This is a genomic window from Collinsella aerofaciens, from assembly GCF_025289055.1.
Classification (GTDB): Bacteria; Actinomycetota; Coriobacteriia; order Coriobacteriales; family Coriobacteriaceae; genus Collinsella.
On record NZ_JAESIQ010000016.1, the window covers coordinates 19,356 to 33,394 of the forward strand.

At 57.6% G+C, this 14,039-nt stretch carries 10 protein-coding genes and 1 tRNA gene; 4 read left to right on the plus strand and 7 right to left on the minus strand.

Going from position 1 to position 14,039, the window contains the following annotated elements; genetic code table 11:
* Positions 1–161 precede the first annotated feature (161 nt).
* Positions 162–635 (plus strand): NanQ anomerase/TabA/YiaL family protein, encoded by a 474-nt coding sequence (locus tag JMJ97_RS06030; RefSeq protein WP_117629886.1) that lies wholly within the window; start codon positions 162–164, stop codon positions 633–635.
* A gap of 196 nt (positions 636–831) precedes the next feature.
* Here the strand turns inward: JMJ97_RS06030 and JMJ97_RS06035 are convergent.
* Positions 832–907 (minus strand) — tRNA-Thr (locus tag JMJ97_RS06035).
* Positions 908–1,064: 157 nt separating this feature from the next.
* On the opposite strand from JMJ97_RS06035, the gene JMJ97_RS06040 reads away from it, so the two are divergent.
* Complete coding sequence (locus JMJ97_RS06040) at positions 1,065–1,547, plus strand: PTS sugar transporter subunit IIB (RefSeq protein ID WP_260699519.1); 483 nt, start codon at positions 1,065–1,067, stop codon at positions 1,545–1,547.
* A gap of 325 nt (positions 1,548–1,872) precedes the next feature.
* Here the strand turns inward: JMJ97_RS06040 and JMJ97_RS06045 are convergent, their stop codons facing one another.
* The gene (locus tag JMJ97_RS06045) at positions 1,873–2,925 is read right to left on the minus strand and encodes an aldose epimerase family protein (RefSeq protein WP_260699520.1); all 1,053 of its coding nucleotides are present in this window, start codon (positions 2,923–2,925) and stop codon (positions 1,873–1,875) included.
* Positions 2,926–3,130: 205 nt separating this feature from the next.
* On the opposite strand from JMJ97_RS06045, the gene JMJ97_RS06050 reads away from it, so the two are divergent.
* A complete protein-coding gene (locus JMJ97_RS06050) occupies positions 3,131–3,895 on the plus strand; it encodes a DeoR/GlpR family DNA-binding transcription regulator (protein WP_260699521.1) in 765 nt (254 codons plus the stop codon).
* Positions 3,896–4,002: 107 nt separating this feature from the next.
* Here the strand turns inward: JMJ97_RS06050 and JMJ97_RS06055 are convergent, their stop codons facing one another.
* The 3 genes from JMJ97_RS06055 to JMJ97_RS06065 form a co-directional block, all read right to left on the minus strand.
* A complete protein-coding gene (locus JMJ97_RS06055; RefSeq protein ID WP_161115038.1) occupies positions 4,003–5,235 on the minus strand; it encodes a Fic family protein in 1,233 nt (410 codons plus the stop codon).
* 367 nt (positions 5,236–5,602) lie between these two features.
* A complete protein-coding gene (gene lacG / locus JMJ97_RS06060; RefSeq protein ID WP_260699522.1) occupies positions 5,603–7,024 on the minus strand; it encodes a 6-phospho-beta-galactosidase in 1,422 nt (473 codons plus the stop codon).
* Positions 7,025–7,101: 77 nt separating this feature from the next.
* On the minus strand, positions 7,102–8,880 hold the full coding sequence (locus JMJ97_RS06065) for a PTS lactose transporter subunit IIBC (RefSeq protein ID WP_260699523.1): 1,779 nt from the start codon (positions 8,878–8,880) through the stop codon (positions 7,102–7,104).
* A gap of 284 nt (positions 8,881–9,164) precedes the next feature.
* On the opposite strand from JMJ97_RS06065, the gene JMJ97_RS06070 reads away from it, so the two are divergent.
* Positions 9,165–10,166, plus strand: coding sequence for a LacI family DNA-binding transcriptional regulator (locus tag JMJ97_RS06070; protein WP_260699525.1), 1,002 nt, complete (start codon positions 9,165–9,167; stop codon positions 10,164–10,166).
* Between the two features lie 334 nt (positions 10,167–10,500).
* On the opposite strand, the gene JMJ97_RS06075 is transcribed toward JMJ97_RS06070, so the two are convergent.
* Both JMJ97_RS06075 and lacG (JMJ97_RS06080) read right to left on the minus strand, forming a co-directional pair.
* On the minus strand, positions 10,501–12,261 hold the full coding sequence (locus JMJ97_RS06075; RefSeq protein ID WP_022094682.1) for a PTS lactose transporter subunit IIBC: 1,761 nt from the start codon (positions 12,259–12,261) through the stop codon (positions 10,501–10,503).
* 176 nt (positions 12,262–12,437) lie between these two features.
* Complete coding sequence (gene lacG, locus JMJ97_RS06080; RefSeq protein WP_022094683.1) at positions 12,438–13,880, minus strand: 6-phospho-beta-galactosidase; 1,443 nt, start codon at positions 13,878–13,880, stop codon at positions 12,438–12,440.
* Positions 13,881–14,039 lie beyond the last annotated feature (159 nt).

The window sequence follows — 14,039 nt, forward strand, 5'->3', positions numbered from 1 at the left end:
CATGTCGACGACAAGTGCAGTAGCATTATGCCGGGGCGCGACGCCGACACTGTCGTGTTCAATCCCGACCTTACCCTGGTCGAGACGCATGTGGGTGGCAACAGCGTCGGTAATGCGTTTGCCGAGTAGCCGCCAAAGAAACGATCCGAGAGGGGATTTAGATGATTTACGGTGCATTGGGCGATATCGAGGAGTACCGTGGAATGCTCAAGGGCCTCGACGTGCTGATCGATTGGCTCGAGGAGAACGATCCGGCGAAGCTCGAGGTCGGCAGCCATCCGATTCTGGGCGACAAGGTCTTTGCGAACGTCATGGCTCCCACGACGCGTCCCGAAGCCGAGGCTCACTATGAGACGCATCAGCGCTATCACGACCTGCAGATCGACGTCGAGGGTCGCGAGGCCTTTAAGGTTGCCACGGGCAGCCTGACGCTGGTTCAGGAGTTTGACGAGAAGGACGACTACGATCTGGTCGATTCCGACGCCTCGATCGCCGGCGATCTTGCTGACGACAAGTTTGCGCTGTTTGTTGCCGGCGAGCCTCACATGCCCACGCTCGAGTTCCCGGGCGATGGCGCGCAGCCGGTCAAGAAGATCTGCTTTAAGCTGCTTGCAGACGCTTACTGGGAGGAGTAGCGCACTGCTCGTGAGCTAGCGTGGTTCCCCTTGGGGAGCGCGTTTAAGCCCTGCTGATCGTGGTTCCTTTGGGGATTGCGGTTGACGGGGCTTTTTGTTGAGTAGGGGAGTTGCCGGCGGCGTTGTGCCTGGATTGGCGGATGTGTGCCCGAAATCGGCAACAAAAAAGCCGCCCGAGGGCGGCTATCTTGTGCAATGGAGCCAGCGACCGGGCTCGAACCGGTGACCCCCGCTTTACGAGAGCGGTGCTCTACCAACTGAGCTACGCTGGCGGCCATATGATGACGCAACTGAGGCGTCAACGGCTGTCTATGATACGGGACATCGCACATCCGCGCAAGTGTTCTGACGGCTTTTCTCACTTTAAATGCACTAATATTGGAGACGCGATGTCTTGCTCTTACGGGTCTCAAACAGAATGGGGTGGCGATGGCTCAACCCAAGATTCTTCTCACACGCATAGACGACCGGTTTATTTGCGGGCAAGACATTGAGCTGTGGAACGAGGCGACTGGTTCCAACCTTGTCCTAATCGTCAACGATGAGATCGCGGCGGATTCGCGCCAATGGGCACCCATGAGGGTGGCGGCGCCAGAAGGCGTTTGGACACGGTTTTTCTCGGTGCAAAGGACCATCGATATCATTCATACCGCAACGCCGCGTCAATGGATTCTGGTCATGGTGGCCTCACCCGCAGATGCGCTCGCGCTGGTTAAGGGTGGTGTGCCGATCACCAAGATCAGCATCGGCCATATGCAGGCAGGGGAGGGCAAGCGTCCCATAACGCCCGCGGTTGCCGTGAGCGACGCAGATGTCGCTGCCCTCAAAGAACTGCAGGCGCTCGGCATGGAGCTAGAAATCCGCTATCTCCCCAGCTCCAATCCCGACCCCATCGGCAATCTGTTCAACTGATCCCTTGGGGACGGAGGAAAACGGATCATTTTGCCCTTGCGAGGGACGCGCGCGATGCCGCCTGTCAAAAACTATGTCCATTTACTACGTTTGAACGGCAATCGCCGAGCATGTCGAATTTGAGAAAAACAAAACCGCAGGTAGACGGCTCGCGAATTTAAAAAAACCGGTGCATGGTCGAGCCTCCCGGGCTAAACGTAGTAAATGGGCATAGTTTTGATATGTCACTCATACAGTCACAGCGAAAATGATCCTAAAAGATGGAAAAACGCCCGTCGGCGGTGGTGTCGGCGGGCGCTACTGTGCGATTTATTGCGTTATGGGCTTAGTGCCTCATAAAGTGGTACTCGATCACATTGCTATAGGGGTGACCCGGGCCCACAATGCCCTGTGGGAACAGCGGCTGGTGCGGCGTGTCGGGGTACATCTCGGCCTCGAGGGCAAAGCCGGCGCCCCAGCCATAGTTGGCATCGTCCTTGGCGTGCTCGTCGCCCAGCCAGTTGCCGGTGTAGAGCTGCACGCCCGGTGCGGTGGTGTAGTAGTCCAGCTCGCGACCGGTCCACATCTCCTCGACGTGCATCGCGCGGCGCAGGTTGCGACCGTACTGATAGCCATCGATGCACAGGCAGTGGTCGTAGCCACGGGCCTGCTTAATCTGCGGGTCGTCGGCCTCCATGCCAGGCGCGACGGGACGAAGCTCGCGAAAGTCAAACGGCGTGCCTTCGACCGGAGCGATCTCGCCGGTTGGAATGTTCTGGTCATCAATGGGCAGGTAGTGGGCAGCGTTGGTAACAAAGAAGTGCTCGCAGTCCATGCCGGCGTTATGGCCGGCAAGGTTAAAGTACGTGTGGTTGGTCATGGACACGTAGGTGGCGCGGTCGCTCTCGCAGCCATACTCGACACGAAAGACGCCGGTGCGCGTCACGGTAAACACGGCCGTAAAGGTGCGGTTGCCGGGGAGGCCCAGTTCGCCATCCTCAAGTGAGGTGGTCATGCGCACGGCGTTGTGGACCTCGTCGAGTTCAACATCCCACACGCGTTTATGCAGACCGTGCTCAAGATCGCTGTGCAGGTTGTTGGCGCCCTCGTTGGCGGGCATATGCCAGTCCGTGCCGTCGATGGTGATCGTGGCGCCCGCGGTGCGGTTTGCCACGGGGCCGATGGTCGCGCCAAAGCAGGCGGGGTTGTCAAAGTAATCCTCGAGCTTATCGAAGCCCAGCACCACATCGCGCACGTTGCCGGGGATGTCGGGCACGTCGATGCCCAACACGGTGGCGCCATAGTCCATAATGCGAACGCAGATCTCGGGCCCGTTGAGGGTGTAACGATGAACGGGGGTACCGCACGGCGCGGTGCCGAAAAGCTCGGAAGTGATCATTTGGTTCCTAACATCGAGGTATTTCCGACAAACTGTAACGCGAACAGGCAAGATTATCACTACACCCCACTAAAGCAGGGGGTATTTTTCTCAAAAAAGTGATGATTGGAGCTGTGCGGGCGTTCATTTCTGACGCGCGCGAGTCTGATACAATTTGTTCGTTATTGTTTGAATTGACGTGAGCGTGGAACAGCGAGGACTCATCGTGATTAAAGCGGAGCGACAGGATAAGGTTCGGCAGCTGCTCGAGGAACAGGGAACGGTCTCGGTCAAGGAGATTTCGGATGCGTTAGGTGTCTCGGATATGACGATCCGCCGTGACCTTGAGGAGCTTGCGAGCCTGGGCGAGATCGAGCGCGTGCACGGCGGAGCCCGCAGTGCGCAGGTCCGTCCACACGCTATGCTGCGCCATGAGTATTCGCACAGCGAAAAGCGCACGAAGCATGCCGAGGAAAAGTTGCAGATTGCGCGCCGTTCTGTGGAGCTTATCGAGGAAGGCTCGACCATCTTTTTGGGCACGGGCACCACGGTTGAGCAGATGGCCTCGATGCTGCCGGCGTTTCGCCTGCGCATCGTGACCAATTCGCTTTCGGTGTTTAACCTGCTCGAGGCGCGCGAGGACTGCGACCTGTGCCTAGTGGGCGGCATGTACCGTCGCCGCACCGCCGCTTTTGTGGGACCAACGGCCGAGGATACCCTGCGTGCGCTGGGCATCGACGCGGCGTTTATCGGTGCCAACGGCATTCTGGACGGCGACGTGTCTACATCCAATATGGAAGAGGGCCGCATCCAGCAGCTCGCCTTTAGCAAGGCCGACTCGCGCTATCTGATCGCCGACTCCAGCAAGATCGGCAAGCGCGACTTCTACACCTTCTGCCGCCTGGACAATTTGGACGCCGTGGTGTGCGAGCCGGGCATCGCCGCCGAGGATCGTGCCGCCATCGAGGAACACACGCGGGTCATCTGCTAGCTAATGCTACAGACGATACTTCTGCCCCTGCCGGCGCAGGGGTTATCGCTTCACAATGACGCGTAAATAACTTTGGGCAACAAGGATGAGGCTATTCTGGGATATGACTAGACTCCGTATTTCGTCTTTATGTCCCTTGAGAATGAATCGTAGTCTTCATAGAGCCCCTCTCTGCTTTCATCCTCGGCGTGGTTTACACGTTCAAGGAGCTTATCCTTTGGAGCCTCTTTTGTTATTGCGGCCTCGCTATCGGGTATTGTGGATTGCAAGAATAGTTCTAGAGCATGGACGTCTTTGAGTATGTAGCCCGTCGAACGACCCGCTCCTGTTTTTTCGATTGCGCTGCAACTAACAAGCTGACCGAGGGTTCGTTTAACGGTAACCTCGCTGATATCGGGGCAGTTGGATCGGATGTCGGATTTCTTAATGACGCCGGGTCTCTGTTGAAATAGAACGGCGATGCGCGCTTGCTTCGACATGGGACGAGTGCTTGATTCAATTAGGGTACGCTGCTCGAGCTGTCGGTAGGCGGCCAGGGTTGTTCCGAGCATGAAACGGATAAAGGGTGCTTCGGTGTTTTGATTTTCATTCCATCCAATGGAGCTTGCAGCGAGGGCGTTGTAGTAGAGCGCCTTGTTGTCTTCAATAAGTCGTTCGATGCTGATGTAACGCGCAACGTCGTATCCAGTCTTTTCGAGTAGCAGCGTTGTAAGGAGCCGGCTCATCCTGCCATTGCCATCGTTGAAGGGATGAATGCTGACAAAATCGAAGATGAAGCGGAATGATATAAGGAGGGGGTCGCAAACTTGACGAGATAAGGCGTCGTTGAGGGACCGACAGGCTTCTTCGATAAGTCCGGGGGTTGCTAGGGCCGAAGGCGGCCTAAAGCGCACAAATCGATTGCCTTGATCGTCGATGGAGATGATTTCGTTATCGCTATCTTTCCAATGGCCCCCATACGAGATTGCTGTGTGTACCATGAGGTCACGATGCAACTGCAAAATGACCGATGGCGTTACGGGAATGAAATCGTGCTGCTCGTGAATAAGCGACAGCGCATCTCGGTATCCAGCGATTTCTTCCTCTGCGCGGGAGCTTGGCTTGGCGGAATACGCCATGATTGCTTTGAGTCTTTTTTGGGTGGTAACAATTCCTTCAAGTCCGTTGGAGGATTGGGTGCTTTGGATCTTAGCTTCCTCCATAAGTGACGATAGAAGTTCGGGTTTGACTTGACTCAGAGCAAGCTGTCGGCCTTTATGCTCGCGTATCGAGAGGAGGAGGTTGGTGATTGGAGTTGCTTCGAGTTCCGCTGGGACTGTGGTGTAATCGAACTGGCGCATGCGGCTCCTTTCGGTATCACGAACATACTTTCGATATCATAATACCATTAAATGATACCGAAAGTATGTTCGTGATACCGAAAACTAGAAACCATGGTTCATAACTGCTTGGAAAGTTTGGATTTGACTATCTTATGGTCTTGATCTGTAACAGGTAGGCGGTCGAAAGTGGGCTACGTGTTACAGATTGAGATCTTTCAGCCCTGGTCGCCCGTTCGTCTAAATCTATAACAGTTAGGATTGAAAATCCCTGCTAGATGTTACAGATCGAGACAAATGATCCGCTCGGGCTCACCAAAAACAAAAAGGCCGCATGCGATCCCGTGGAGGGACTCACATGCGGCCGACAGGGGGTATGCGGCAAAAGTTAGGCCATAAGCAGACCGGTCTCCGCGACGTTCTTGTACCAGTACGCGCTCGCCTTGGGATAGCGCTTCTGGGTCTCAAAGTCGATGTAGAACAGGCCATAGCGCTTGTTATAGCCGTTGGTCCAGGAGAACTGGTCCTGCAGCGACCACACAAAGTAACCGTCGACGTTTACGCCGCCGTCGATTGCCTTGAGGATCCACGCGAGATGCTGACGCATGTAGTCGATACGAGGGGCGTCATCGATAAAGCCATCCTCGAAGTCGTCCTTATAGCCCATGCCGTTCTCGGTGATGTAGATCTTCTTGTAGTTGGGGTAATCGTTCTTAATGCGGAGCAGCAGGTCGTAGAGGCCCTCGGGATAGATAATCCAGTCCCAATCGGTGGTGGGTACGCCTTCGCGCACGCATGACTCGCCCACGCCCTTGAGGAACCAGCGCGAGGAGCCCTTGTCGCCGGTGCCATTGTGGTTGATGTCGTTTTCGCCCTCGGCGGCACGCAGGAACTGGCACTTGTAGGTGTTGACGCCCAGGCAATCGTTGTAGGGGAGCGCGGCGGTCAGCGCGGCGATGTCCTCGTCGCGGACGTCGAGTTCGCCGCCGGCGATATGGGCCAGCTTGGTCGCAGCCTCCATGGTGTCGGCTGCATAGTGGCCGCGGAAGGTGGCGTCGAGTACCCAGCGGTTGTTGATGACGTCGGCCATGCGAGCTGCCTCGCAGTCGGCGGCGTTGTTGGGGTCGAGGGGATACTTGGGCTCCAGGTTCTGGACAATGCCGATCTCGCCCTCAAAGCCGCCCTCATGGAAGGCGACGACAGCCTTGGCGTGGGCCACCATCATGTTGTGCATGAGCTGGAAGGCCTTGTCCAGGCGGTACTTCTCGCCGTGCGGCCAGTTGCCGACGATAAAGCTGCCCTCGGCGGTCGCGGGAATCTCGTTAAAGGTAAACCAGTGTTTGACCTCGGTGAACTCGGCAAAGCAGAACTTGGCGTACTCGACAAAGGCGTCGATCGTCGTGCGCGTCAGGAAGCCCTCGCCGCCGTTCTGGTAAAAGGCCTCGGGCGTATCAAAGTGATCGAGCGTGACATAGGGGATAACGCCGGCTTTATTGCAGGTGGCGAAAAGCTCGTGATAGAAGGCGACACCTTCGGGATTGATCTCGCCAGTGCCGTTGGGGAAGATGCGGCTCCAAGCGATGGAGACGCGGATACCGTTGATGCCAAAACGCTGGCACAGGTCGATATCGACCGGATACTTGTTGTAGAAATCGCTTGCGGGGTCGGGGGAGAAGCGACCCTGGGCAGCCAGGAAATCGTCCCAGGGCACTTTGCCCTTGCCGTGCGTGCGGGTCTCGCCTTCAACCTGGTAAGCAGCGGTGGCGCCGCCAAACACAAAGCCGTCGGGGAACTGCATGGGGTTGGTCATGAGTCATCCTTTCAGTGGGATACGGAATAGGGGGAGGTGCCCGAACTGGGGATCCGGGCACCAACAGAGGGAGGAAGCTAGTCGAGGTTCTCGCGGAGCCACTTGATGGCGCCAGCGGGGTCGCGAGTAAGGTCGATATATTCCTTACCGCGGGGAGCGAGCAGCTTAATGCCCAGACGATCGGTGTCGGCCTTCATGTCGTTGTAGTAGCTACGAACCTGCGGGGCGAGCACGATGACGTCGTACTGATCCATGATGGCAGTGTGCTGACCATAGGCGCCTGCGGAGGAAGCGATGTTCTCTCCGGTCTGTGCCGCACCTTCCTTGATGGCGTTGGCGAGCATGGCAGAGGTGCCGGCGCCGGCGCACAGGACGAGGACCTTCAGACCGTCGACATCCTTCTTGGCGGATGTGTCGGCGGCGGGCTCGGGCTGATCGGCGACAGGCTTGCTGTCGGCGGCAGCGGCGGTCGGCTCGACGGAAGCGGTAGTCTGCTCGACAGCGGGCGCAGGGGCGTTGGCAGCGATGGTGGCAGCACCATCGGACTCGAGACCCAGCTCGGCGGCGCGCTCGGCCTCCTGGTCGCAGAGCAGCTTATCGTATGCCTTTAAGAACGGCAGGTAGATGATGGCGTCCAGCAAGATGATGATCGCGACAAATACCAGGGCAATAAGCTGGAAGTTCGTGGTGATGAAGATGCCGATGGGGGCGGGGGTGGCCCAAGGCACCACGAAGGAGAAGCCGTTCATGCCCACGTTATCGATAAAGAACTTGGCAACACTCACGTTGACGCAGCCGGCGGCAACAAAGGGGATGAGCATGTAGGGGTTAAGGATCATCGGCGCGCCAAAGAGCAGCGGTTCGTTGACGGCGAAGGCAACAGGAACAATCGAGGCCTTACCGACGGCCTTGAGCTGCTTGGACTTCATAAAGAGAATCAGTAGAAGTGGCACGATGAACGTGGCGCCGGTGCCGCCGAACTCACCCACGAGCGACATGTTAAAGGTGAGGGAGTGGGCGGGGTGGCCGCCGGCCAGCAGAACCTGCAGGTTCTCGGCCTGGTTGGCAAGACGGATGGGGTCGATGCCCGGCTGGACAATCGAAGGACCGTGGACGCCGATGAACCAGAAGAACGCGGTGGCTGCCTGGATAAGGATAAGGCCAGGATAGGTTTCTGCAGCGGTAAAGAGCGGGGAGAGCAGCTTGATGAGCAGCTCGGAGAACGGAACGCCCATAAGGTTGCGCACAACCACATCGATGATGCCGCAGATGATGACGGCGCCGCCAAAGGGGATGATGTCGCGGAAGTTCTGAGCGATGGCGCCCGGGACCTCCTTGGGCAGCTTAATGGTCAGATCGCGCGAGACGCAGAACTTATAAACCCACACGGTAATGAACGCGGCGATATAGGCCGAGAACAGACCGCGCGTACCCATGCTGGTGCAATCGAAGACCGAAAGCTCGGAGCCGTTGAACTTGGTGGTGAACTGCGTAACAGCGAGCAGCAGCATGCTGCACTGGGCGGCAACCATGGTGGAGCCGTCGTTGAGCACCTTGCCGGCGGGCATGCGACGGTTCATGGAAGCCGTGAAGTTCTTTGCGGTGGTGCCGGCAACCATGATGCCCATGACGCCCATGGTGAAGTTGTACAGCTTGTTGCACCAGTCGATGAGCGGCTGGGGCAGCGTGATGCCAACTACGCCGGGAAGGGTGGCGATCAGCAGGAAGATCGAAGAGGTGAGGACGATGGGCATGCACCCAAGGAATCCGTCCTTAATAGCCTGGAGGTAGATGTTCCTCGAGATCTTCTCAAAGAACGGCTGATGCTTTTCGAGCATCTTTACGATGGCGTCCATAAAGCTCCTTTGCTACTTGATGCGCGATGCATGTGGATGGAACTGGTCGTCGATGGATGGTCAGGACTGCCCGGAAACCTTCCTGCTTAAGGAAGGCATTGCGAAATGACAACGTTGTCATTTCGTTAATGACAACGTAAGACATTTTTGGAAGAGCAACAAGGATTTACAGGTGAACGGTCGATATCGTCCGATAAACGGCTGATTTACTAGTCAGGCAGGTAGTGTATGCTAGAACGCAAAAAACAAGCGATAGAGAACCGAGTGGAGAAGCAGTGGCAACGATGGACAAGAAAAATGTCTCAATGAACGATGTGGCAGTTGCCGCGGGCGTTTCTCTCAAGACGGTGTCGCGCGTGATCAACGAGCCCGATAGCGTGCGAGAGTCGACACGCGATAAGGTCCATTCGGCAATGGAGGCGCTCGGGTTTCGAGCCAACTTTGCCGCGCGTTCACTCAAGTTGGGCCGTTACGGGTGCATCGGCGTGGTGATGTTCCACTTGTCGGGCGGCGCCGTGGACATGATCGACGGTATCGCCGATGCCGCCGAAGAGCGAGGCTTTGCTCTCACGATGATCAAAAAGCGGGCGGGGGAGAAGATGACCCTTGCCGAAGCGGCGCGTAGGATGTCGCAGCTTCCCGTCGACGGCATGATCTTCAACCTGCGTCAGATGGTCGATGACTTTGATAGCTTTGAGGCGCCGAAAGACCTCAAGACGGTGATTATTACGCCGATGGAGCATCCTACCTGCTCCACCGTCAGTGACGACCAAGAGGGCGGCGCTCGTATGGCGTGCGAGTACTTCTTGAATCGCGGGCACAAGAACGTGTACTTCGTCTCTGGTAAGGAAGAGTCGCTGTCGAGCCAGTGCCGTATGAAAGGTTGGCGTGCGGCGCTCGAGGCGCGTGGCATTGAGCCGCCCGAGCCTCTGCAAGGCGATTGGAATGCGGATAGTGGCTATGCCGCGGGCCTTGTGCTTGCCGATAAGCCCGATTGCACGGCGGTCCTCGCTGCTAACGACTGCATGGCAAACGGCGTGATGATGGCTCTACGTGACAAAGGGCTCAGTGTGCCCGATGATGTGTCCGTGATCGGCTTTGATGACGAGCTTTACAAGACGATTCCCAACTCGATTCTGACGTCGGTGAAGTTCCGTCACCGCGAGCTGGGCGTCCGTGCGCTTAACGAGGTCGTCGCAGGTCTGGAGGCCCCGAGCTCCAGAAGCCGTACGCTCGTCTCGGGTGTGCTGGTCGAGCGTTCCAGCGTGAAAGACCTGCGGGCGTAGACGTGCTCGGCCTGTTCGTCTAAATCTGTAATAGGTAGGGCCGAAAATCTCAGCTAGATGTTACAGATTTAGACAATTCGGTCCAGCTTATTCCGTTTGTCTCGATCTGTAACAACTAGACGGTCAAAAGTGGTCTACATGTTACAGATCGAGATTGTTCGGCCCGGGCCGCCCGTTCGTCTAAATCTGTAACAGCTTGGACCGAAAAACTCGGCTAGATGTTACAGATTGAGATGAACAGGAGGACGGGTGCGGTCTAAACAAAATGGCCCGCGCATCACACATCGATGCACGGGCCATTTATTGTCTGCGAGCGGCAGGTGGTGTCAGCGTCTTATGCCTCGAGGTTTTCCTCGATCCAAGCGACGGCACCCTTGGGATCCTTAGTGAGGTCGATGTACTGTTTGCCCTTGGGCGACAGCAGCGTGATGCCCAGGCGGTCGGTGTCGGCCTTCATCTCGTTGTAATAGGTGCGAACCTGCGGAGCCAGGACGATGACGTTGTACTGGTCCATGATGGCGTAGTGGCTGCCGTAGGCACCGGCGTTGGCGGTAATGTCGATGCCCAGCTCGTCGGCGCCTTCCTTAAGCGCGTTGGCGAGCAGTGCAGAGGTGCCGGCGCCAGCGCACAGAACCAGAACCCTCAGATCCTTGCCCTTAAGGGCGGACGGAGCTGCGGAGGCCTCGGTGGCAGAAGCGGTCTCGACAACAGGAGCCTCAACGGCGGGGGCGGCAGCGGTCTTGACGGCCTTGGTCTCCTCGGCCTCTTCTTCGGCCAGGGTCTCGGCCTCCTGCTTGCACAGGACGTTGTCGTAGGCCTTGCAGAACGGGTAGTAGATCAAGAAGTCAACGACCAGCAGGACGACAACCAGGACCAGAGAGATCGGCTGGAAGTTGGTGTCGATGAAGGTGCCGATCGGTCCGGGGAGTGCCCACGGCATGGCATAGATAAAGCCGTTCATGCCCAAAAAGTCGATGAAGAACTTACCAATGAGGACGTTGGCCACGGGGGCAAACAGGAACGGGATCAGGAAGTACGGGTTGAGGATGATGGGCGCGGCGAACAGCAGCGGCTCGTTGACGGCGAACATCACGGGCACGACAGAGGCTTTGCCGACGGCCTTGAGCTGCTTGGAGCGCATAAAGAGCAGGAAGATGATCGGGACAATGAACGTGGCGCCGGTGCCGCCGAGTTCGCCGATGTAGTTACCGAAGTTTTCGGTCAGGGCGAGGGCGGGGTGACCGCCGGCCTGCAGCGTGGCGAGGTTGGTGGTGATGTTGCCAAACAGCGCGGCGTTGAGGGCAGGCTTAACGACCGAGGGGCCGTGGATGCCCATGAACCAGAACAGCGGGATCATGAACCAGATGAGGGCGAGGCCGGCGTAGGAATCGGCAGCGGCGAACAGCGGGCTCACCAGCGTGGAGATGACGTTGGCAAACGGGACGGCCAAGCAGGTGCGGCAGATAACGTCGATGACGGCGACAAACAGGATGGAGAAGCTGAAGGCGAAGATGTCGCGGAAGTTCTGGGCGATGGCGCCGGGGACTTCTTTGGGCAGCTTGATGGTGATGTCTCGCTTAATGCAGAAGGCATAGATGTTGACCGTGGCAAATGCGGCGACAAAGGAGCTCAGCAGGCCCTTGGTGCCCATGTTGTCGGTAAAGAACACCGAGACATCGGCGCCGTCGATCTTGGCACTCGTCTGGGTAACGGCCAAGATGAGCATAGCGCACATGGCGGCGACCATGGTGCTCGTGGCGTTGATGGCCTTGCCGGCAGGCATGCGGCGGTTCTTGGAGCCGGTCAGCGCGCTTGCGGTGGTGCCGGCGACCATGATGCCCACGACGCCCATCGTGAAGTTGTAAACCTTGTTGCAGAAGTTCACGACGTCGACGTTCCACCAGTCGGGCAGCGTAAAGCCGCCGACCGTGGCGACAACGCCCGGCAGGGTCGAAATAAGCAGGAAGACAGAAGAAGACAGGATGATGGGCATTGCTGCCAAAAAGCCGTCTTTAATGGCCTGAAGGTAGATGTTCTTAGAGACCTTGTCGAAGTACGGCTGACCTTTCTCCAAGAACTTAACGATCGATTCCATAGTTCACGCTCCTCTTTGCATGAAATCTTAATGGCATGGACGTTGAAAACCTATATGGTCTCCCGCTTGCTAAAAGCCCGGGTGCAGGCGGGGTCGGTCCCAGGGGGAGAGAGGGGAGCGGCTGGGTTTGTATCGCATAGGGCCGCTCCCTTCTCGGGGGAAAGCGAGGCGATGCGCTACTGCGCGTCCGCCATAGTGTCGGCGAGCTCCTTGTACCAGAGTGCCGACTGCTTGATGTAGCGTTTTTGCGTGTCGAAGTCGATGTAGAACAGGCCGTAGCGCTTGTTATAGCCATTGGCCCACGAGAACTGGTCCTGCAGGCTCCAGATAAAGTAGCCCTGGACGTCGACGCCCTCGGCGCGCGCCTGGAGCACCTTCTCCATGTGCTGGTCGACAAAGTCGATGCGCTCGGGATCGGCGACGATGCCGTTTGCGTCGGGCTCGGGGTCCTTGTGGCCTAGGCCGTTTTCGGTGATATAGATGACGGGGAGGTTGGGATAGGTGGCGCTGATGTGCTTGAGCGTGTCGTAGAGGCCTTGCGGGTAGATGAGCCAATCCCAGTCGGTGGTGGGGATACCCGGCATATCGACCTGCTGCCCGACGCCCTTAAACTTAAAGCACGAGGTGCCCTTGTCTCCGGTGCCGTTAAAGCTGTTGGTTGACTCGCCATCGTAGGCGGCGATAAACGCCGACTGATAGTAGTTGAGGCCGAACATATCGTTGCGGGGCGCCGCCTTGGCGAGCTCCTCCATGTCGCTGTCCTCAACCGTAAGTGTGGCGTTGTTGGCACGCAGAATCTCGTTGATGAGTGAGAGGGTGCGCGCGGAGTAGTGACCCAGGAAGGCGCCGTCCATGATGAAGTCGGTGTAGAAGGCGTTGTACAGGTCGGCGGCGTGCTGGTCGGCGGGCGAGTCGGTGGCAGGATATGCCGGCGTCAGGACGTTGACCATGCCAATGCGTCCGCCCAGGTGCTCGGTCTCGTCAAGATCCTTATACAGGTTGACGGCGCGGGCGTGGGCAACGAGCTCGTTGTGCTGGCTCTGGATGCCGCTCGTCACATCAAAGTGATGGTTGGGCGGGAAGTTGCCTTGGATGTATTGGGAGTGCGAGAGGCTGATGAGCTCGTTGATGGTGAACCAATTTTTGACCTCGCGGAACTCGCGGAAGCAGAACTCGGCATAGCGCACATAGGCGTCGACGGTCTTGCGGTTGAGCCAGTCGCCCTGGTTGAACAGGGCGGCGGGGGAGTCAAAGTGATGCAGGGACACATAGGGCTCGACGCCATACTTTTTGCAGCAGGCGAACAGCTCGTGGTAGTGCTTAACGCCCTCGGCGAGGGGTTCGGCATCGTCGCCGTTGGGGAAGATGCGGGTCCAGGCGATGGACACACGAATGGCGTTGAGTCCATGCTCGGCAGAAAGGCGGATATCCTCCTCGTAGCGGTTGTAGAAATCACTGGCCGGGTCGGGCAAAAAGCGACCCTGGGCGACAAGGTAATCGTCCCACATGGTCTTACCCTTGCCTGCCACCTTCGTGGAACCTTCCGTTTGGTACGCGGCGGTTGCGGCGCCCCAAACAAAGCCCTTCGGCAGCTGCTGTACGCGGTTTAGCAAAGACATATGCATACACCCTCTCGTCTCGCTGTTCGATATTGTGCGTTTGCGCTCAGGAGGCTCCCTGATTAGCGTTCAGCGGTGAAAAAGCCCGATAAACACTATCTTAAAATGATTAGAACCAAAATGAGCACGTGAACATTTGACAATGAGCACGTTAACATC

What these genes read in the sequence shown, in the direction of transcription:
- lacG (WP_260699522.1), bottom strand. Translation starts at nt 7,024, where the DNA reads ATGACCAACCCCATGCAGTTCCCCGACGGCTTTGTGTTTGGCGGCGCC.
- JMJ97_RS06055 (WP_161115038.1), bottom strand. Translation starts at nt 5,235, where the DNA reads ATGCGCCAGTTCGATTACACCACAGTCCCAGCGGAACTCGAAGCAACT.
- JMJ97_RS06045 (WP_260699520.1), bottom strand. Translation starts at nt 2,925, where the DNA reads ATGATCACTTCCGAGCTTTTCGGCACCGCGCCGTGCGGTACCCCCGTT.
- JMJ97_RS06070 (WP_260699525.1), top strand. Translation starts at nt 9,165, where the DNA reads ATGGACAAGAAAAATGTCTCAATGAACGATGTGGCAGTTGCCGCGGGC.
- JMJ97_RS06065 (WP_260699523.1), bottom strand. Translation starts at nt 8,880, where the DNA reads ATGGACGCCATCGTAAAGATGCTCGAAAAGCATCAGCCGTTCTTTGAG.
- JMJ97_RS06040 (WP_260699519.1), top strand. Translation starts at nt 1,065, where the DNA reads ATGGCTCAACCCAAGATTCTTCTCACACGCATAGACGACCGGTTTATT.
- lacG (WP_022094683.1), bottom strand. Translation starts at nt 13,880, where the DNA reads ATGTCTTTGCTAAACCGCGTACAGCAGCTGCCGAAGGGCTTTGTTTGG.
- JMJ97_RS06075 (WP_022094682.1), bottom strand. Translation starts at nt 12,261, where the DNA reads ATGGAATCGATCGTTAAGTTCTTGGAGAAAGGTCAGCCGTACTTCGAC.
- JMJ97_RS06030 (WP_117629886.1), top strand. Translation starts at nt 162, where the DNA reads ATGATTTACGGTGCATTGGGCGATATCGAGGAGTACCGTGGAATGCTC.